The sequence below is a fragment of the Methylobacterium sp. ME121 genome (assembly GCF_000974725.1).
Lineage (GTDB): Bacteria > Pseudomonadota > Alphaproteobacteria > Rhizobiales > Beijerinckiaceae > Methylobacterium > Methylobacterium radiotolerans.
Map to the genome: position 1 here is coordinate 1 of NZ_BBUX01000057.1, position 19,775 is coordinate 19,775.

The following is a 19,775-nucleotide window of genomic DNA, read 5'->3' on the forward strand; positions in this document are numbered from 1 at the left end:
AAGCGGCAGCGGCATCGGCAGCGGCATCGGCAGCGGCATCGGCAGCGGCAGCGGCCTGGGCTGCGTCGGCGCCCGCGGCGCCGAGGAGCTGCTCGAGCTCGGCCAGGATGGCCTCGCCGATGATGGGCGCGCTGGCCTCGGGCTCCTCGATGAGGCCGCGGATGAAGTCCTTGGCCGAGAGGGAGACGTTGACGAGGTCGCGGCCGACCGGGACCTCGCCGCGGCGGACGCGGTCGAAGGCGGTCTCGAAGTCGTGGGTGAAGGCGGCGACCTGCTCGAAGCCGAACATGGCGCCCGAGCCCTTGATGGTGTGCAGGGCGCGGAAGGCGGTGTCGATCAGGGCCCGGTCCTCGGGCCGGTCGCCGAGGTCGAGCAGGGTCGTCTCCAGGCAGGCGAGCAGCTCGGCGGCCTCGGCGCGGAAGATCTCCGCGGGATCCAGGGCAGTCATGGGACGATCGGACCCTCGCACGCGAAATGCACGGACAGAGCGGAGCGCGCGGACTGCAGCGAGCGGATGTCTCCGGTGCTGATCCGCGCGAACCTTGCCGAGACCGGGACACCCGCGGGACTGCCTTGGCCATCATCTCCCGTCAAAGGGAGCAGAAAGCCACGCAGTTCAGAGTCACGATCTCTATAAACATCTATAAGCAGACCGCAAATTTTGAGTTAACGACATATATTGTGCGCTCTCGTCGATCGTCTCTGACGCAATGACTCGAATATATTCATGTTATACTGAGATATATGGAAAGGTGGATCACAGGATCGAGGGAGCGGCCGGCGATCTCGCGTGCCGGCCGGCGCATGGCGATCTCCGGGTTCTATGACGGACAGGCGGTCCACCGCGGATCGGCCCGATCCGCGGTGGGCCTGGATCACGGCCCGCGACGTCGGCACCGCCGGCGATGTCGGCAGTAGGCCCAGCGCCTTCTGAAGGTTGACCGCGGTGCCGGCGTCCGGCGGGAGATCCGAGGTGATCGCTCTCCGGGGCCGGACGCGCCGGTCCTCATATCTCCGACTGTTGCCCGAGCCGGCCCCGCGCTCCTCCCGCCGCTACATCTCGGCATGCCGATCCAGCATCGCGCCTCCGAGCCGAACGGTCGTGGCGCAAGCCTCTCGCGCGTTGCATGTCCGGCGCGGGACCGCGTCTCAACGCGACGGCGGCTTCGACGTCGACGAGACGGAGGACTCGGGCGTCTCGACGGGATGAACAGCGGCGATCTTCGACCAGTCAGTCACGATCAGGAAGGTTCCTGCGGAGAGGGCAGAGGCGCAGATCGCTAGACTATCGGGCTTCAGCCGTAGGCGATCCTCAGGCAGCGAATATTGTCCAGATCGCGCACCGCAGGTATCCGTCCGATCGCGCGCCAGCGGCGCTGTCAATCCGCGGGCACGAGCCGCACGGGGATGCCCCAAGGATCGCGGACGACGAGCGTGCCGCCGGCTCCGCCAAGCACCCCGGCGGCCTCGCGCAGCCGGTCTCTTGCCGATGCCAGGGTCGGTCCATCGACCAGCAGGGCCACCTCGGCGAGGCCCGTCAGCCCCTCGGATCGGACGGCCGCACCTCGGCTGTTCCAGACGTTGCCGGCGAGCTGGTGGTGATAGCCGCCGGAGCCGAGGAACAGGGCACCGGGATAGCGGCACATCACGTCGAAACCGAGCAGCTTCGCGTAGAAGCGCTCCGCAGCTTCGAGCGCGCCCACCTGGAGATGGACGTGCCCGACGCGGGCAGCGGCCGGCATCTCCGACCAGGGACGTGTCGCGGCCGCGACGAGCCCGGCCTGGTCGAGCCGTTCGTTGCGCATCACGACCGTACCGTCCGAGGCGCGCTGCCACGCGGAGGCGGGGCGGTCGACGTAGATCTCCACGCCGTTGCCTTCCGGATCGTCGAGGTACACGGCCTCGCTCACGAGGTGGTCGGCGCCGCCGGTGAGCGCGATGCCGTGTTTCTCCGCGTGCAGGAGCCAAGCTCCGAGGTCGCCCCGGCCGGGGAGCAGGAACGCCGTGTGGAACAGGCCGGCCTCACGTGGCGCCCGTGGCCGCGCATCCGGGTCGTGCCGAAGGACGAGGAGCGTGGCGTCGCCCGTCCCGAGCTGCACGGCACCGTCGGCTTCCGAGAGGATGCGGAGCCCCAGGATGTCCCGGTAGAACCGCGTGAGCGCGCCGAGGTCGCGCACGACGAGGGTCACCGTACCGATCCGGTACGGCGCCTCGGCCAGGACGCGGTCCGGTCCGACCGGGGGCTGGCTTGAAGCTGGCGTCGCCATGGTCCGTCTCCAGAGTGCTCGGCCCGTTTGAGAGACGGGATTGCGGCCGGCCCTCAGCGGGTTCTCGTCTCCCCGGTGGCGGGCATCCGTGTCCCGGTCGGGGTCAGCCTGCTCGACGGCGTGCCGGTGCGGGCCCTGCGTCCTTGCCGCTCAACCTCTACGGCGGGTACGACCTGCCGCCGGGCCGCGTTCCAGGCCTGACGCTCACCGGCCGGGTGATCGACACGTCGGCGCAATACCACGACCGCGCCAAGAGCCAGAAGATCCCGGACGGGGCGACCCGCGATGTCGGCCTGCGCTGCGCTCCCACGTTCCGGGACCGGGCGCTGACCCTGCCGGCGAACGTCGTCAACGTGTCGGGCAACCCCACTGGGCGCCGACCGGCAGGGACGTCCTGGGCCAGGGCCTGCCGCGGACGGTCCTGCTGTCGGCCGCGATCGACTTCCGACGCCGTAGATCCGTCCGCGGCACGGTGCGGCTGAGGGCCGTCCTCGGCACCGGCCCGCTCATCGCCGCCCTGCATCCGCCCCTGCGCGCAGTCTGCCTGGACCCTGCGCGCAGGTGTCGTCGTCGTGTATCAGCGGATGCCGCCGCTGGCGGTGATGTTCTCGCCGGTGAGCCAGCGCGCGTCGTCGGACGCGAGGAAGGCCACGACCGTGGCGATGTCGTCCGGCTGACCGGCACGGCCGAGCGGCGTCTGCGCGACGAGACCGGTTTCCATCTCGGAGCCGACGACGCCCGCTGTGTGCGTGCCCTCAGTCACCACGAAGCCCGGGCTGACGACGTTCACGCGTATCTTGCGCGGGGCCAGCTCGTTGGCGAGCACCCCCGATATGGCGTTCACCGCGCCCTTGGTGCCCGCGTACACCGCCGCCGTCGGCGTGTGCACGTGCGTGATCGCCGAGGAGATGTTCACGATGCTCGCGCCCGCGCCGAGATGCTTCGCGGCCGCCCGCGTCGCCAGCAGGATGCCGAGCACGTTGACGTCGAATTGGCGGCGATAGTGTTCCTCGGTGACCTCCTCGATCGCCGCGAACTCGTAGATGCCGGAATTGTTGACGAGCACGTCGAGCCGCCCGAATTCCCGCACCGCCGCCTCGATCACCCCCTGCGCCTCGGACGCTCTGGAGACGTCCCCCTGGACCGCGATGGCCCTGCCGCCGGCCGAGGTGATCGCCGCCACGACGGCGTCGGCCCCGGACTTGCTGGACGCGTAGTTCACCACCACAGCGGCGCCATCCTGTGCCAGCGCCTTGGCGATCCCCGCACCGATGCCCTTGGATGCCCCGGTCACCACGGCGACCTTGCCCGCAAGCTTCGACATGTGTGCTATCTCCGATATGGGCCGGCTCCGGTATGGCAGCCATCGACCCATAGTTCGGAACTTCGGAACTAACGGAGCGTCGTTCAAGACCCCATAGGGACGAAATATGAGACCGCTGTTTCACCCCGCTATCGAGGACGTGCGTCCGGAGGCGATCCTGCACGCGCTCGCCGACCCGAGCCGGGCAGCCATCTTCGCCAAGATCATGCAGGCGGGCTGTGTCGAGGCCTGCTCGGCCGTCTCGGCGGTCGGGGACCGGGTCATCCCGAAATCCTCGTTGTCCAACCACTTCAAGGTGCTGCGCGAGGCCGGTTTGATCCGCAGCGAACGCCACGGCGTCGAGGTGCGCAACCATTCCCGCTGGCTCGAGGTGGAGGCACGCTTTCCCGGTCTGCTGGCGGGGATCATCAACGCCTACGCCTCGGACGCGGGCTCCGAGCTGCAGGCCGCGAAGACCACCGCGTCGCGCTGAAGACGCGGCCTGGGTCCGCGTCGGGAACCGCTCCTGGCCCTGACCCGGCAGACCGGTCCGCGTTGAGGGCGAATTTTCGGGTGATCCCGGATCCCGATGGGGATGGATGCCGTGCCGCCCGACCACCTCGCGAGGCAGCCGATCGCTTCCGCCCTGCGGCAGGCGGGGAGCGGTGCGATGGCGGACGCGGTCTGCCGGAGATCCGGCGGCCCCGACGTGGTCTGGGTGATGGACTTCAGGTCCGCCCGTTCGACGGGCGTCCGCTCCGGATCCCGACGGTCGTCGATTGCCGCACGCGAGAAGCGCTCTCGCTCAATCCGAGAGCCGACTTCAGCCCCATTCCGGTGACGAGACTCTGGACGCGGTGGCGCACCTGCGTCCGGCGTGCCGGAAGGCCTCGCCGTTCCGACCCTGGCCGAGGGCCGTGAGGGCGCCCGGGACCGGAGGCACCCCGACAGCGACGATCGTGCCGATGCGGCTCAGGGCGGCTCGACGCCTCGCAAATTCCGACCCGGCCGCCACGGCTCGCGAGCGCGCGTCGGAGGTGGACCACTGACAGGAGCAACTCCGGGAAGTCCCGGAGGCTCCTTGACGCCCGGACCAGGTTCCGGGGGAGGCTAGATCTCACCCGCGTGAGGCGGGCTGGGCACAGCTCAGGCGAGGGTCGGGACCGCGCCGGGGAAGCCCGCGGCCGGCCGGTCGTCGTCGAACTGATTGGCCAGCGCCACCACGAGCGCGAAGTTGGCGATGGCGGCGAAGGGGAGAAGCGCGAGAGCGGTGAAGAGGGTCATCGGCGTCCTGTTGTGCGGTGCGTGACGGCGATATCGCACTGCACACGCCGTCTTGGTATGCCACATTCCTCACGCCAGGCATGCGGCGCCTGCATGTGCGTGCCGGGATTAGGAGCGGCGGTCGCCGGTGCTCGGCCCGACGATCATGCGCGCGAGGACGGGGTGAGGAGGCTCGCCGACGCGAGGAGGCGGGCTCCCCGCTCGACGGGCCGAGATCCCGTAAGCCGTGTCGGGACCTGTCCGACCCGGCAGCGATGCATCGCGGCTACGTCACCGCCGGCCGCTTCACGAGAAGTGGCGCCCCACGACAAGGGACACGGCCGACCACGGCCAGCCCTTTATCCGCGCGGGCGATGCTCGACGTCGCCATTCCCAGCGCCAGCTAAGCCCAAGACCGACTCCGCGACCCGTCCCCGCTGGCGCTCATCGACCGGATCACCGCGGCCGAGGAGGCCGCCCTGACGACCACGCAGCCGGGAACGGTGCCGAACCGCGTGACCGCCGCACCGGCGGACGGGCGCGAGATCGGCCGCCAGGCCGACGATGGCACGGGCTTCGTGGCACGGCCGATGACCCGGGATGCCGTCGAGCGCGAGGTTCGCATGGATGCCGGTGAGCGTCTCGGCACGCGCGCGGTTCGCCGTATCCTCGACGCCGTCTGGACGATCGAGGAGCGGCCCGACCTCACCGGCCCGCTCCCGTCTCTGTCCTGAGCAGCGAGAAAGGGAGCGGCCGTTCCGCTCTCGGCCGGCCGGCGCAGCGGCTTCGCGTCCAGGCCGCGATCCCGTCGCCTCACCGACCCGCGTTCAACCATCTGGCGGGCCAACGGTATCGGCCGCATGGGCCTCGCGGGACCCGAGCGGCTTCGGCGGCCCGGTCGTGCTGTCGCGCGCGGTCTGACGTTCGATCTCGGCGTTCAACTTGGCCCCGAGAAGCACGATCACGACCGAGAACCAGATCCACGTCATGAATCCGATGCCCGCGCCGAGCGAGCCGTAGATCCTGTTGTAGCTGTCGAAGCTGGCCACGTACCACGAGAACGAGACCGAGGCGCAGACCCAGGAGACGGCCGCGGCGGCGCCGCCCCAACTCACCCAACGCCACTTGGCGTCGCGCCGACTGGGTCCGTACCGATACGTCACGGCCAGGCCCAGGCTCACGAGGATGAGCAGTCCCGGCCAGCGCACCAGACGCAGCAGAGCGTCCGTCAGGGCGCCCAGACCGAGCTGGTTGAGCGCGATCGGAAGGACGACGACCAAGCTGGTGGCTGTCAGGGCGAACAGGATGCCGCTGAGCGTGAACAGGAAGGTGGTGGCGTAGAAGCGCATCAGCGAACGCTTCTCGCGCTCCCGGTAGATCACGTTGAGCGCGTCGAAGAGGGCGCTCACCCCCGAATTCGCGCTCCAGAAGGCGATCAAGACGCTCACCAGCGAGGCTGTGCTGAGCGCACCGGTGCTCTGCTGGGCAACGCGTATCAGCTGGTCGGACAGGAGGTCGAGGACGCCGCTCGGCAGCACGCCCGCGAGGAGGCTCACGTGCTGGCTGATGGCGTGCGGGTCGGCAAACAGACTGTAGACCGACACGACGGTCGCGAGGGCCGGGAAAGTCGCCAACAGCGCGAAGAAGGCGACGCCGCCGGCCGTGGCGAGCACGCGATCGCGCGGGAACGAGTACACGACCCTGAAGAGGACGTCCTTCCATCCCACAGCCGGGATTTGGGCAGGATCATCTGCGGTTCGACCGCGCCCGGGTTCGCGCGCGCGGCTCTGGGCGAGGCTGAGGCTTCTCGGGTCGGGGCGGCGCGTGCTGACGGAGCGCCAATCGTCGCCCTCATCCTCGTCGTGGCTCTCGTCCGGGTTCACGCGGGATCCTGCGCGGCGGTCTACGCGGGCGCACGAGGCGCTGTCCGGGCGTGGTGCCAGCCGCGTCGGCCGTCTCGCCGCATCACGTGGCGCGGCTCGGCCTCGCGCCCATACCACCCGCTCCGGAGGCCTTTTGCAATCTCCGAGAGCGGCCATCCCCCGGGCGGCTCTCGTCCCGAGAACCGGCGCCGTTGCGGCTTCCGGCGCCACCGTGACCGATGCGCCGCGGTGATGGGAACCCCTGGCTGACGAGGCCGAGCGCGATTCGCGGCCCGAACGCGATCCCGCGTTGTCCGAGCCTGCGTTCTGAACCCGTCGAGCGTCGGGGATCGATCGTCACATGCCGAACATGCTCGTCGTCGGAGCATGCAGCGTGAAGGCATGGCCCTCATCGATCCAGCCGCTTCCGGCGTGACCTTGCTCGATGTAGCTGATCTCGTCGGCGCTGGAAGCGTAATAGTGGCGCCCGCTCTCGGTGTTGACGAACCGCTCGATGTTCAACGCGCCCGGTCCGGCGGCAGCCGAACTCGCGTAGGCGTCGAACGCAACGCCGTCATAGTGGTAGCCGGAGCCGTCCGAGAGAAGCCCGTCGCGCTCCGCGGTGCTGGTCGTGTAGAAGTGGTCGCCGGTCGTCGGGTTGGTGAATCGAAAGACGTCGTCGGTGGCCGACGACGACACCGGGGCGGCCCAGCCGACGCCCTGATAGGCATAACCCGACTGGGTGCTCTCCAGATGCGCGCGTTCTGCCGCGCTCGCCGTGTAGAAATGCTGCCCGGTGGCCGCGTCATAGAAGTGGAACACCGGCTCCAGCGCCGCGGGGGCGCCCGGATTAGCCTGATAGGCGCGCATGTAGTCGATGTTCATCTGCGCGGGAAACGGCGTCGTCGCGTCGGCGTCGCCCGGCCACGAGCCGCCGATGGCCAGGTTCGCGATCATGTACATGGGCTTGTCCAGACCGGCCGGCGTCGGTGTCCGGTAGATCTCCTGTCCGTCGAAGTAGAAGGTCAGCGTGTCCGGCTGCCAATCGACGCCGTACGTGTGGTAGCCGCCGCTCATGTCGGCGACGGCGGAGATACCCTGGCTCACGGTGTGGTTGCCGGGGGTCTGGCCGGGCGCCAGGCTGTGCACCGTGGTGTAGAGCGTGCCGGGATCGTGGCCGAGCATCTCCATCACGTCGATCTCGGGCGGCCAGGAACCGTCCTCCGGGAGCAACCAGAAGGCGGGCCAGAAGCCCTGACCGGCGGGTAGCTCGGCCCGCATCTCGAAGTAGCCGTAGGTCTGGCTGAAACTGTGGGAGGTATTGATCATCCCCGAGGTGTAGGGCTGCCCCCCCAGCTCCTGGAGGTGAGACGGGTCGGACGGCGCGGCGGTGATGCTGAGGATGCCGTCGTGAACGCTGAACGGGCTCGCGAGCGCGCTGCCGGCGGGCTGATCGGCGCGGACATACCATTGCTGCTCTTGATTGAAGGGGAGCGTTCCGGTCGACGTGACGTGGATGCTCCATTGCGGGCCGCCGGACGTGTCGAGACCCGCGGTGCCGTCCCAGAGCGTCAGCCTGTCGAAGTCCTCGCTGTACGTGAGGGTCGCTGTCTGGGCGAGATTGCTCGGATCGATACCCACGGGTCACCTGCACAGTCGCCGCACGCACCGGAGCGGTTGTACCGGATTGTACAATCATAAGCTGTAATACGGGAACCGTGGGCCGGTTCCGGCCGTGATGGCGCGCACGGTTTCGGGGACGGCACGGCACGCGGGGTGCCGCTGTCGCTGCGCGCGGAGCGACGGCGCGCGCGGGTTCTGTGCGGCGATACTCTGCGTTGGATGAGGCGCCGGCTCGGGCCTCAGGGCGACAGGCGTCCCGCCCGTTTGAAGCGAGCACGCGTATGACCCCGCCCACCTCCAGTATCAGATCGCTTCGGAGACGGCTCGCAGGAGTCAAAGGCTTCGTTGAGGAGGCGGGCAGTCTCGGGCTGAGGCCGAAAGTCGAGAGGGTCGGCCGGCTCCGTCCATCGGCCTTCCGAAAGGCAGCGCGCAGCAACGGGAGGCCCCGGCTCGGTAATCACTACTGACGCGCGCTTTTGCAACCCAAAATTGTACTGCCGGTTACGCATCAAAACCGGAGGTGCTCATGACGTCGTCCTCGCTCGCCGCGCTCAACCCGTCGTCACGCTCGCTCGAATGGCTCGTCGGGTCGAGCGCACTGTTGTCCTCCACCGCACTCTCGACCGGGCAGCTGACGAGCCTCGGCCCGATTGCCTCCCTCGTCGAGAGTGCCGTCGATGTCGGCGCCGCGGACGAGGGTGGGTCGCTGCTCCCCGACGCGCTGACGGACACCGCCAACCGGATCGTCCTCGACACGCATGCCCAGCTCGAGGACACGGGTCATCAGATCGCGGCGCTGAACGGTCCGCTCCACGGGCTGACTCATCTCGGCGAGACGATCGGGCTCGGTCATATCGGCGAGCGCGGCAACCTGATCACGGATCTGTCTGGCGCCGTCGCCAACCCGACCGAGAGCGGCGCCGTCGTTCCGGTGCTGAGCGATGCCGGCCAGGCCGCCGAGGCTGCCGGAACCTTGCTGAATACCGTCACGGCACTGCCCGTGGCCGGCAACGGGCTCGTCGGCTCCGGCGGCACGCTGGCGCCGGTGACGGGGATCCTCAACCAAGCCGTCCTCGACCTGCACACGACGCTCGAGGATGCCGGCCACCAGATCCCGGTGCTCAACGCGCCGATTCACGCCCTCACCGGCCTCGGCGAGACGGTCGGCCTCGGTCACATCGGCGCGGCAGGCAATCTCCTGACGGACACGCTCGCCGTGCCGGGATCGATTCTGAGTGGCGGCGGCCTCGCCTCGGCCAGTCCGGTCCTCACGGATCTCGGTCCCGTTCTCGGAGCGACCGACACGCTGATCACCGCCGTCACAGGCACCGCGACCGCCGGCGGCCTGCTCGCGCCGGGCGGCCTTCTCGCCCCGATCACGAACCTCGCGAACACCGCCGTCCTCGACGTCCACATGACCCTCGAGAACCTCGGGCACGAGATCCCGCTGCTGAACGGGGCCGTCCACGGCCTGACCAATCTCGGCGAGACCCTCGGCCTCGGCCATCTGGGCGAGGCCGGAAACCTGCTGACCGACGCCGCGGCCCTGCCCGGTGCCCTCCTGGGCGGCCAGGGGCTCGGGGCGCTGTCCCCATCCTCGGCGATGTCGGCGCGGTGGCCGGCGCTGCCGGCGGCCTGCTCGGCGGCGTCACCGGCATCGTCGGCGACCTGGGGGGTGCGGGAGCGCCGGGCACGGGGAGTCTCCTCGCCCCCGTCACCGCCGCGGTCGACGGCCTGCTCGGCGGCGTGACCGGCGGCGCCCTGGACGGAACCGGGGCTCTGCTCGGGCCGAACGCACCGCTGCAGCCGGTGGGCAATGTCGCCAACACCGTGATCGACGCCGTTCACGCGACGCTGGAGCAGGTCGGACACGATGTGCCGATCCTCAACGACCCGCTCCATGCGGTGATCGCGCTGGGCAACACGGTCGGGTTGGGTGAACTCGGCGACACCCACAATCTGCTCACCGACACCATCAACCTGTCCGGCGCGATCCTGACCGGAAACGGGCCTGGCGGCGTGGCTCAGGTCGCCGACGATCTCGGGCACGTGGCGGACGCGCTGGGCGGCGTTGTCGGCGCGGCGACCGGTCTCCTCGACACGGCCGGCGGCGGTCTCGGAGCCGGCCTGCCGAGCGGTGGCCTCCTGGCACCGGTCACCTCCGCGCTCGGCGGCCCCACGGGTGGCCAGGGTACCGGTGCCGTCGACGGTCTCCTGGGCGGCCTGAACGGCGGCACGGGCTCCGGCGTGACCGGTGCGCTCCTCGGGACGGACGCGCCGCTGCAGCCGGTCGGGGATGTCGCCAATACGCTGATCGACGGCGTCCATGCCGGCCTGGAACAGGTCGGCCACGCTGTGCCGGCCCTGAACGACCCGCTCCACGCCGTGATCAATCTCGGAACCGCGGTCGGCTTGGGAGAACTCGGCGAGTCGAGCAATCTCGTGACCGATGTCGTCAACCTGCCGGGCGCGGTGCTGGCCGGCGACGGGGCACCCGCGGTGGCGCAGGTGGCGAGCGACGTCGGATCCGTGACCGGTGCGGTCGGCAGCGTGCTGGGTTCGGTCGCGGGAATCCTTCCTGCAGCCGGCGGGGACGGTCACCAGACCGGCACTCCGGTCGACGGCGGCGTCGCGGCCGTCACCACGGTCCTGGGCGGGGGCGATGCCGGTGCGGCGGGCGGCGCCGTCGGGAGCCTGCTCGGCGATCTCACCGGCGGCCCATCGGGTGAGGCGGGAGCCGGGACCCACCCGTTGATCGACGTGTCGGCGGGGCCGACCACCGCGACCCCAGTCGCGGACGTCGCCGTGCTCACGCCCTCCGCCGATCCGGCGCACGCCGTCGAGGTGAGCGCGATCGCGGTGAGTGCCGATCAGCCGAGTTTGGCCACGGCGAACCTGCTCGGCAGCGACAGCATCCACCTGCCGCAGACCGGCGGCGGCGCCGATTCCCTCGTCGGCCACCTCGTGGACGCGGTGTCGGCGACATCCGCCGCGCCGGCCGGGGCGGGTGCCGCTCAGGGCGTCAGCGTCGATCTCGGCATCGCCACGATCGATCTCGGCGGCCACGCCGAGGTTCAGCACGCGGACCCGACTCCCCACGCGGCCACGAGCGGCCTGCATCTGCTCGGCCTGTGAGATCCGGCCCCGCCGCTTCCGCGGCGGGGCCGTCCCGACGCTGCGGCCCGCGTCGCGTCGGCCTGAACCGCTTCGCTGACCTGCAAAGCCGAGGGATCGATCTGTGACCGACGAACGCGTGTTGCGTGTCGCGAGGCGCCGGGAGTTCTGGTCCGCGGTTCGGGCCGGACGCACGTGCCTGATCACCGTGATGATCATCAGCGGTCTCATCAACCTGCTGATGCTCACGGCCCCGATCTTCATGCTGCAGGTCTACGACCGGGTGCTGCCGAGCCGGAGCATCGCGACGCTCGTCGGTCTCGCCGGCATCACGCTGATGCTGCTCGTGATCCAGAGCATCTTCGAGATCTTCCGGGCCCGCATCCTGGCGCGCTTCGGTCGCCTCGTCGACGAGCGCCTGGGGCCGCGGATCTTCCGGGCCCTGCTGGCCCGCGGCGCCGAGATGCCGCGCGGCGACGACGGACCCCAGGCCCTGCGCGATCTCGATACCGTCCGCGGCTTCGTGTCGAGCATGGCGGTCAGCGCCTTCTTCGACCTGCCCTGGGTGCCGCTCTACGTCGCGGTCTGCTTCCTGTTCCATCCCTGGCTCGGCGCGGCGGTGGCCGGGGGCGCCCTGTTCCTGTGCGTGCTGACGGTCCTCACGGACTGGGCCTCGTCCACCTCCACTCAGGAAGCCGTCCGGACGGCCGGTGACCGCCGGTCCTTCACCGACATGGCGCACCGGACGGCACCGCTGCTCTCGGCCCTCGGGATGCGGTCCCGCATGGCGGAACTCTGGCAGGTCCGGTCCCGGCGGAACCTCGACGTCGCGGCGTACGGGAACGATCTGGCCATCGGCTTCGGCACGACGGCACGCCTGCTGCGCACGGTGCTGCAATCCAGCATCCTCGGTCTGGGAGCCTTCCTGGTGGTGCGCGAGGAGGCGACGGCCGGCGTGATGCTGGCCGCCACGATCCTGTCCGCCCGCGCCCTCGCGCCGGTCGACCTGGCGATCGCCAACTGGAAGTCGTTCTCGGGCGCCCGACAGGCCTGGGGCCGCCTCGTCGCGTTCCTGCCCCGGCGGGAGCCCGCCGCCCTCACGCCGCTCCCGGCGCCGCGGGAGAGCGTCCGCGTGACGGCCCTGTCGATCGCGGCGCCCGGAACCGACACCCTGGTGCTCCACGACGTCAACGTCGCCCTCGCCCCCGGCAGCGCCCTCGGCGTGATCGGGGCCAGCGGCTCCGGCAAGTCCACCTTCGCCCGTGCCCTCGTCGGGCTGGCGCGCCCGAGTCGCGGCGTGATCCGCCTCGACGGCGCGTCGATCGATCAGTGGGACTCCGATGCCCTCGGGCGCGCGGTCGGCTACCTGCCGCAGGACATCGAGATGTTCGACGGCACGATCGCCGAGAACATCACGCGCTTCGATCCCGAGCCCAACCCCGAGGCCCTGCTCGCGGCCGCCCAGGCCGCCGGCGTGCACGAGGTCGTGCTCCGCCTGCCGGGCGGCTACGATGCCCGCGTCGGTTCCGGCGGCCTGGGCCTCTCCGGCGGTCAGCGGCAGCGGATCGCGCTCGCGCGGGCGCTCTACGGCGATCCCTTCCTCGTGGTCCTCGACGAGCCGAACTCGAATCTCGACGTCGACGGCGACCGCGCCCTGTCGGCCGCCGTGCAGGGCGTGCGCGCCCGCGGCGGCATCGTGGTGGTGATCGCCCACCGGCCCAGTGCCCTGGCGGCGGTCGATCGCATCCTGGTCCTGGGGGAGGGGCGCGTGCAGCTGCACGGTCCGCGCGACGACGTTCTGTCGAAGCTCAATGCCCTGACGCGACGGACGCCCACGAGGGTTGCATGACGACGGGTCACACGCCTATCGGGCCGGGGGCGGATCCGACCCGCGAGACGCGGCGCTCCTTGCGGCGGCACGTCGCCGGCGTCGTCGCCGTGATCGTCGTCGCCACGGGCGCGGGAGCCTGGACGGCGGCGACCGAGTTGTCCGGCGCCATCATCGCCACGGGGTCGCTGGTCGTCGAGAGCAACATCAAGAAGGTCCAGCATCCGACCGGCGGCGTCGTCGCCGAACTGCCGATCCAGGAGGGTGCGCGCGTCCAGGCGGGCGACCTGCTGGTGCGCCTGGACGCGACCACCGCCCGGGCCACCTACGACAGCGTCACCAAGAGCCTGTGGGAGATCGCGGCGCGCAACGCCCGACTGGAGGCGGAACGCGACGGCCGCGACAGCCTCGCCATCGCCCCCGAGCTCGAGGGAGCCGGACCGGAAGTGGCCCGGATCGTCGACGGCGAGCGCAAGCTGTTCCGCTTCCGACGGGACGCGCTCCAGGGCCAGAAGGCGCAGCTTCGCGAGCGGATCGGTCAGCTGAACGAGGAGATCAAAGGTCTGGCCGAGCAGGCCGCCGCCAAGGAGCAGGAGACCGCGATCATCGGGCGGGAATACGAGGGCGTCGAGGATCTCTGGAAGAAGAACCTCATCCAGCTGACCCGGCTCACGAGCCTCCAGCGCGACATGTCCCGCCTGAAGGGTGAGCGCGGCGTCCTCGTCGCGAACATCGCGCAGACCAAGGGCAAGGTCTCGGAGACCGAGCTTCAGATCATCCAGCTGGAGCAGAATCTGCGCAGCGACGTCGCCAAGGAACTGGCCGAGAACCGCGCGAAGGCCGCGACGCTGACCGAGCAGAGGATCACGGCCTTCGACCAGCTGCAGCGCATCGAGATCCGCGCGCCGCAGACCGGCTACGTGCACGAACTCGCGGTCCACACCCGTGGCGGCGTGATCTCCCCGGGCGAGCAGATCATGCTGATCGTGCCGAATGCGGACTCGCTCGTCGCGGAGGTTCGGGTCGCGCCGCAAGACATCGATCGGCTGCAGACCGGCCAAGCCGCCGGACTTCGCTTCCCGAGCTTCGACCAGCGCACAACGCCGGAACTGAACGGCCGGGTCGTCCGGATCGCCGCGGACGTGAGCGAAGACAAGCGGACCGGCAGCTTCTACTATCTTGTTCGCCTGGGCGTGACGAAGGAGGAGTTGAATCGGCTGGACGGGGCCAAGTTGATGCCCGGCATGCCGGTAGAGGCCTTCATCCGAACTGCCGACCGAACCGTTCTCTCCTACCTCACGAAGCCGCTCGTCGATCAGGCCCGACGCGCTTTTCGTGAGAAATGAGGCTCTCCGACTCCCCCGCGAAACGCGTGTCCCCGATCCGGTCGAAGGCTCCCGCCACGCCCTCCAGGATCAGCTCCGTGCCGTAGCTCCGGCGCGTCGTCGCCTCCGGATTGATGGCGACACCGCTCTCGACCCAGCCCCAGGCCCGTCGCCGGCATCCGCGCCGGTCGAGGACGACTCCCAGGTCGCGTCGAGTCGGCCGGTCTCGACCGTCAGCGCACCGGACTCCACCGCATCGGTGGTCAGCTCGTGCAGGGCCAGGGCGAAGCTCTGGATCTGCCGCGCCTTCCGAGAGACCCGCGGTCCCGCAATCGTCGGTCGGTCCCGGGCTCCGCTCGCGTGCGCCGCCACCTCAGCCCTGATCAGCGCTCCGACCTCGACGGTATCGCCCCCCGCATGGCTGAGCAGGGCCCGCGCCCGGCTGAGCGCCCGCAGCCCTCCTCGAACGCCACGACCGGACCGCCCTGTCTCACCGTGCGGCAAGGATTGGGCAGGCTGCTGCGGACGTCCTGATCTGACGGCGGCGACGGTTCGAGGCGTCGGAACGGGTGCCGCACCGGCGACGGCCGTCGTTGGTACACCGGCCGCCGCATCGAGGCGGAGGCGGCCGTCGCGAAGGTGAACATTGCCTCGACCCTGGCCTGCCCGCGCCATGCGCCCCGCGTCCAGCGCGTTGCCGGGACGGTCTCGCGAGCATGAAGCCGTGGATGGTCGCCCCGATCACGCGCCGCCGATCCGCTCGAGACGACCTATCTCCGTCGCCACACCGCGTTCTCGTCGATCCTCAGGAGCAGCGTGACCGGCACGAGACCGATCATCACGATGAGAACTGCGGCGACGGCGCCATCCTCGTACGTGCCGCGCGCCGCCTCGCCGTAGAGAAACGTGCTCAATGTCTCGACGTTGAGAGGGCGCAGGAGCAGCGTCACCGGCAGCTCCTTGGCGATGTCGACGAACGCCAGCAGCCCGCCGCTCAGCATCGCGGGCCAGGCCAGCGGGATCTGCACGGTGGCGAGCGTGGCGAGCCGCCCGCGCCCCAGGACCCGGGCCGCGTCCGATATGGTGTGCGGGATCCGCGCCAGGCCGGCCTCGCTGGCGCCCACCGTCACGGTCAGGAAGCGCAGAGCGTAGGCGATGACCAGGGCTGCGCCCGTCCCAAGCCCCACCGAGACGGTGGCGAAGCCCGCCTCGAGCAACCCGGAATCGATCAGCGCCAGGGGGCCGAGCAACCCCACCGCCAGCACGGTGCCGGGCATGGCATAGCCGAGCCCCGCCGCGCGAATCAGCGCGCGCCCGGCGCGGGCGCTCAACAGGAACGGCGCCGCCGCCACCAGCAGGCCGACCACCACCGTCACCCCCGTCGCGAGGCTCGCGTAGAGGATCGTGTTGCCGGTCTGGACCGCCAGCGTGTCGGGCCACCCCCCGCCCGCGACCCGCCGCCATGCCTCGCAGGCGAGGTGGCCCGCAGGCAGCAGAAAGCCGAGGACGACCGGCGTCGCGCCGAGGGCCACGGCGGTTCCGGCGCGCCAGCCGGAGAGCCGACGCCGCGTGACCGCCGCGTTCCGGCGGGCGCTGCCGGCATAGCCGCGCCCGCCCCGGGCCAGCCGCTCCAGGCCGACGAGGGCGACGACGCAGGCGAGCATCACCAGCGCGATCTGCGCCGCGCCGGGTAGATCGGAGCGGTTCACCCAAGTCGCGTAGACCTGTACGGTCAAGGTGCGCACGCCCAGGAACTCGGCAGCACCGACATCGTTCAGCGCCTCCATCAGGGCGAGGCCGGTGCCGAGCGCCACCGCCGGGCGGGCAAGCGGGAGGGCGACCCGCAGGAAGCTGCGGAACGGCCCGGCGCCGAGCACCCGCGCGGCCTCCAGCAACGTGCCCGCCTGCATCAGGAACAGCGCCCGCGTCGGCAGGTAGACGTACGGGTACAGGACGAAGCCGAGGAGCAGGATGCAGCCCGGTAGCGAGCGCAGGTCCGGCAGGGGCAGGTCGCGGGGGCTCGACAGGCCGAGCAGGCTCCGCAGCCCGGCCTGAAGCGGCCCGAGGGGATGCGACAGGTCGAGATAGGCGTAGGCCACGACATAGGTCGGCATCGCCAGCGGCAGAAGCAGCGCGCCTTCTAGGACGCGGCGGCCGGGAAAGTCGAAGGCCGAGACCAGCCACGCGGCCCCGGTCCCGAGCCCGATCACCAGGAGGCCGACGCCCGCCAGCAGGAGGGCGGTGTCCCGGATCGCCTGCGGCAACACGTAGGCGGCCAGATGCGGCCAGAGTTCGCTGCCGCCACCGAGGGCCGCGATCCCCAGGGAGATGACCGGCGAGAGCAGCAACGCCGCCAGCGCCGCCGCGCCCGCCCAGCCGAGACCGCGCGTCGCCGCCATCCTCGTCCGCACGGGCTCAGTTGTCGAAACCGACCTTGTCGACGAGCAGGCTCGCCGCCTTGCGGTTGCGGGCGATCTCTAGCAGCGGCGTCTGATCGATCGTCAGGGTGCCGAGGCTCGCGAGCAGCGGGTCGATCGCGGCGCCGGCCTTCACGGGATACTCGTAGTCGGCGTTGGCGTAGACCGCCTGCGCCTCGTCGGAGACGAGATATTCGAGGAGCTTCACCGCCTCCTCGCGATTGGGCGCCGCCTTGGCGACGACGGCGCCCGAGACGTTCACATGGGTGCCGCCGCCCTCGAAGGTCGGGAGCACGACCTTGATCGCCTTGCCCCATTTCTGCTGGTCCGGTCCGCCGCGCCCCGAGCGCATCAGCCCGACATAGTAGGAATTCCCGAGACCGACCTCGCAGAGGTCGGCGGCGATGTCCCGGGCCACGTCGCGGTCACCGCCCGCCGCCTTCCGGGCGAGATTGGCCTTCAGCCCGCGCAGCCACGCTTCGGTCTTCTCCGCGCCGTGGCGGACGAGGAAGGCCGAGATCAGGGCGGTGTTGTAGGGGTGCTGTCCCGAGCGCAGGCACACCTTTCCCGTCCACTGCGGATCGGCGAGGGACTCGTAGGTCGCGGCGGTGAGGCCCGAGAGAGTCTCGTCGGCGTAAAGCACGCGGGCGCGCATCGAGAGGGCGAACCACCGGCCTTCGGCGTCGCGCAGGGGCGCGGGCACCGCCGCCTCCAGCGCGGGCGAGCGCACCGGCTGGGCGAGATCGCGGTCCACGAGTTCGATCAGGTTGCCGATATCGACCGTCATGAGGATGTCGGCGGAGGAGCGGGCACCCTCGGCGGCGACGCGCTCGGCGAGGCCCTTCTCCACGAAGACGGTGTTGACCTTGACGCCGCTCTTGGCGGTGTAGGCTTCGAGCAGGGGGCGGATCAGGCCCGGTTCCCGCGTCGTGTAGAGGTTCACCTCCGCCGCGTGGGCAGTCACGCCGAGGCCGAGCGAAAGGACGAGGCCAGACCAGGCGAACTTTCCGGAGAGAGACGACACGGCAAAACCCCCTTCATCAAACGATGCGTAGGGCGGTATACGTGTAATCATTATATCGCAAGAAAGTTTTGTTTTTAAATATTCTAATTCAGTGCAGGCTCGTCTTCGCTGGCGCCTGCTGCAGGGAAGATGTGAGCCTGTTCCGGCACAAGGTGAATGCCGACCTCGTCTCCGGGAACGGCCGCCGGCGGGAGGTGCAGGCGCAGCGGCGCGTCGAGGCCGGTCACCGCGAGATCCAGGCGCAGGCGCGGTCCCGCGAAGGTGCGGCCGAGGACGGAGGCGCGCACCCCGTTCCCCGCCGGTCCGCGCGAGGCCTTCAGACGGATCGCCTCCGGGCGAAGGCACACCGTCACATCCCCGTCCGGCAGGGCGGCAGGCCGGGGCAGCGGACCGAGCGGCGTCGCGATGCGGTCGGCCGCCGCCCGGCCCGGAATCTCGATGATCTCGCCGAGCGCCCTGGCGGCGAAGGGCGTCTCCGGCGCGCCGTAGATCGCCTCGGGCGTGCCGGATTGGACGATCCGGCCGCGGTGGATCAGGACGATGCGGTTCGCGAAGGCCACGGCCTCCGCAGCGTCGTGGGTCACGAGGAGCGCGCCGGTCCGGTCCCGGCGCAGGACGGCGAGGGTGTCGGCGCGAACGCGATCGCGGTTGCCGGCATCGAGGTTCGAGAACGGCTCGTCGAGGAGCAGGACCCGCGGGCGCGGTGCCAGGGCGCGGGCGAGCGCCACCCGCTGCGCTTCGCCGCCCGACAGGGTGCCCGGATAGCTGTCGGCCCGGTGCGCCAAGCCCACCTGCTCGAGCCGCTCGCGGGCGACGCGCTCCGCCCCCGCGCCACCGAGATGGGCGAGGCCGAAGCGAACATTGGCGAGCACGGTGAGATGGGGAAACAGCGCGTAGTCCTGGAACATGAGCCCGACGCCGCGGGTCGCGGGCGACTCGTTGCGGCCGCGGCCGGCGACGCGCCGGCCGCCGATGGCGATCTCGCCCGCGTCCGGCGCGTCCAGGCCGGCGATGAGCCGCAGCAGCGTGCTCTTCCCGCAGCCGGAGGCGCCGAGCACCGCCACGATCTCGCCCGGCTCGAGGGTCAACGAGACGCGGTCCAGGGCGAGCGTCCGGCCGAACCGCCGGCTCACGCCCGAGACCACCAGCCGCGAGGCGGCGGGACGGGAGGCAGTGTCGAGCGTCGGAACCGTGCGTCGTCGAAACAAGGATGGGCAATCCCGGAGGCGGGCCTTGCAGGAGAACGGCCGACACCGTCCTTCTCATCCAGCAGTGGTCATGGCGCTCAGCTCAGGCTGACGAACCGCCTGCGACCACCTCTCCGGACAACGTCTCCGGAGCGGATGAGCCCCTTCCGGCAAGCTTCGACGGGCGCCGATGCGCCGCCGGGCGTCGCCGTCGGGTGGAGGTCGAGCCGACGGCTTCCGGGGTGCGGGACGCCGATCGCTGTCATCGTGGGCCGACGGACTCGTTCTCGAGAACGATGATGGATCGAGAACGCGACCGGCCTCTCGGCACCGGGGCTGGCGGGGGTTCACGGCCTGAGCCGGAACAGAGCCTCCGATCAGGAGGGGCTTCGGCCCACCTAGACCGGGCCAGCCATCGTCGACGCCGCGACGCGTGGCATCGACGCAGGGCAGGGCAGGGCAGGGTAGGGCGCCGCGCGATCCCGATAGGATTCGAATATCGCGAAAGCCGTGCCGAGCCCGCGCGGAGGTCCTGGAAACGGCCGGGCGGGGTGGAGAGCGG

Annotated in this window: 15 protein-coding genes; 6 read left to right on the forward strand and 9 right to left on the reverse strand. The window is 70.6% G+C overall.

Annotation, left to right across the window (positions count from 1 at the left end):
• Window positions 1–448: Hpt domain-containing protein (locus ME121_RS24995; RefSeq protein WP_491892886.1), on the reverse strand; the 448-nt coding region annotated here is incomplete at its 3' end.
• Window positions 449–1,379: 931 nt separating this feature from the next.
• The gene (locus ME121_RS25000) at window positions 1,380–2,267 is read right to left on the reverse strand and encodes a VOC family protein (RefSeq protein ID WP_059409812.1); all 888 of its coding nucleotides are present in this window, start codon (window positions 2,265–2,267) and stop codon (window positions 1,380–1,382) included.
• 143 nt (window positions 2,268–2,410) lie between these two features.
• On the opposite strand from ME121_RS25000, the gene ME121_RS34275 reads away from it, so the two are divergent.
• A complete protein-coding gene (locus ME121_RS34275; RefSeq protein WP_179239998.1) occupies window positions 2,411–2,749 on the forward strand; it encodes a hypothetical protein in 339 nt (112 codons plus the stop codon).
• Window positions 2,750–2,844: 95 nt separating this feature from the next.
• Here the strand turns inward: ME121_RS34275 and ME121_RS25005 are convergent, their stop codons facing one another.
• Window positions 2,845–3,591, reverse strand: coding sequence for a glucose 1-dehydrogenase (locus ME121_RS25005; RefSeq protein ID WP_012329512.1), 747 nt, complete (start codon window positions 3,589–3,591; stop codon window positions 2,845–2,847).
• A 106-nt stretch (window positions 3,592–3,697) separates the two neighbouring features.
• Between ME121_RS25005 and ME121_RS25010 the strand changes: the two genes are divergently transcribed.
• On the forward strand, window positions 3,698–4,063 hold the full coding sequence (locus ME121_RS25010) for an ArsR/SmtB family transcription factor (RefSeq protein WP_029359805.1): 366 nt from the start codon (window positions 3,698–3,700) through the stop codon (window positions 4,061–4,063).
• 653 nt (window positions 4,064–4,716) lie between these two features.
• Here the strand turns inward: ME121_RS25010 and ME121_RS34280 are convergent.
• Window positions 4,717–4,854 (reverse strand): hypothetical protein, encoded by a 138-nt coding sequence (locus tag ME121_RS34280; RefSeq protein ID WP_164891414.1) that lies wholly within the window; start codon window positions 4,852–4,854, stop codon window positions 4,717–4,719.
• Between the two features lie 494 nt (window positions 4,855–5,348).
• Here ME121_RS34280 and ME121_RS25015 point away from each other — a divergent pair, with 494 nt between their 5' ends.
• On the forward strand, window positions 5,349–5,567 hold the full coding sequence (locus ME121_RS25015; protein ID WP_089231412.1) for a hypothetical protein: 219 nt from the start codon (window positions 5,349–5,351) through the stop codon (window positions 5,565–5,567).
• A 93-nt stretch (window positions 5,568–5,660) separates the two neighbouring features.
• On the opposite strand, the gene ME121_RS25020 is transcribed toward ME121_RS25015, so the two are convergent.
• Both ME121_RS25020 and ME121_RS25025 read right to left on the reverse strand, forming a co-directional pair.
• On the reverse strand, window positions 5,661–6,716 hold the full coding sequence (locus ME121_RS25020) for a YihY/virulence factor BrkB family protein (RefSeq protein WP_059409814.1): 1,056 nt from the start codon (window positions 6,714–6,716) through the stop codon (window positions 5,661–5,663).
• A 336-nt stretch (window positions 6,717–7,052) separates the two neighbouring features.
• Window positions 7,053–8,336, reverse strand: coding sequence for a family 16 glycosylhydrolase (locus ME121_RS25025; RefSeq protein ID WP_059409815.1), 1,284 nt, complete (start codon window positions 8,334–8,336; stop codon window positions 7,053–7,055).
• Between the two features lie 1,596 nt (window positions 8,337–9,932).
• Between ME121_RS25025 and ME121_RS34285 the strand changes: the two genes are divergently transcribed.
• The 3 genes from ME121_RS34285 (at window position 9,933) to ME121_RS25040 (ending at window position 14,606) form a co-directional block, all read left to right on the forward strand.
• Window positions 9,933–11,453, forward strand: coding sequence for a hypothetical protein (locus ME121_RS34285; RefSeq protein WP_280951368.1), 1,521 nt, complete (start codon window positions 9,933–9,935; stop codon window positions 11,451–11,453).
• Window positions 11,454–11,571: 118 nt separating this feature from the next.
• Window positions 11,572–13,281, forward strand: a complete 1,710-nt coding sequence (locus tag ME121_RS25035; protein ID WP_348648836.1) for a type I secretion system permease/ATPase — start codon at window positions 11,572–11,574, stop codon at window positions 13,279–13,281.
• Entirely contained in the window at window positions 13,278–14,606 is a 1,329-nt protein-coding gene (locus tag ME121_RS25040) for an HlyD family type I secretion periplasmic adaptor subunit (protein WP_043074934.1), read from the forward strand. Before ME121_RS25035 ends, ME121_RS25040 begins: the two co-directional genes overlap by 4 nt.
• A 749-nt stretch (window positions 14,607–15,355) precedes the next feature.
• Here ME121_RS25040 and ME121_RS25045 read toward each other — a convergent pair.
• The 3 genes from ME121_RS25045 to ME121_RS25055 all read right to left on the reverse strand — a co-directional run bounded on the left by ME121_RS25045 (window position 15,356) and on the right by ME121_RS25055 (window position 19,159).
• Entirely contained in the window at window positions 15,356–16,984 is a 1,629-nt protein-coding gene (locus tag ME121_RS25045; RefSeq protein WP_058608125.1) for an ABC transporter permease, read from the reverse strand.
• A gap of 16 nt (window positions 16,985–17,000) precedes the next feature.
• The gene (locus ME121_RS25050; protein ID WP_012329997.1) at window positions 17,001–18,026 is read right to left on the reverse strand and encodes an extracellular solute-binding protein; all 1,026 of its coding nucleotides are present in this window, start codon (window positions 18,024–18,026) and stop codon (window positions 17,001–17,003) included.
• An 83-nt stretch (window positions 18,027–18,109) separates the two neighbouring features.
• Entirely contained in the window at window positions 18,110–19,159 is a 1,050-nt protein-coding gene (locus ME121_RS25055; RefSeq protein ID WP_052516987.1) for an ABC transporter ATP-binding protein, read from the reverse strand.
• Window positions 19,160–19,775: the final 616 nt, after the last annotated feature.

What these genes read in the sequence shown, in the direction of transcription:
- ME121_RS25000 (WP_059409812.1), bottom strand. Translation starts at nt 2,267, where the DNA reads ATGGCGACGCCAGCTTCAAGCCAGCCCCCGGTCGGACCGGACCGCGTC.
- ME121_RS25005 (WP_012329512.1), bottom strand. Translation starts at nt 3,591, where the DNA reads ATGTCGAAGCTTGCGGGCAAGGTCGCCGTGGTGACCGGGGCATCCAAG.
- ME121_RS25010 (WP_029359805.1), top strand. Translation starts at nt 3,698, where the DNA reads ATGAGACCGCTGTTTCACCCCGCTATCGAGGACGTGCGTCCGGAGGCG.
- ME121_RS34280 (WP_164891414.1), bottom strand. Translation starts at nt 4,854, where the DNA reads ATGACCCTCTTCACCGCTCTCGCGCTTCTCCCCTTCGCCGCCATCGCC.
- ME121_RS25040 (WP_043074934.1), top strand. Translation starts at nt 13,278, where the DNA reads ATGACGACGGGTCACACGCCTATCGGGCCGGGGGCGGATCCGACCCGC.
- ME121_RS25045 (WP_058608125.1), bottom strand. Translation starts at nt 16,984, where the DNA reads ATGGCGGCGACGCGCGGTCTCGGCTGGGCGGGCGCGGCGGCGCTGGCG.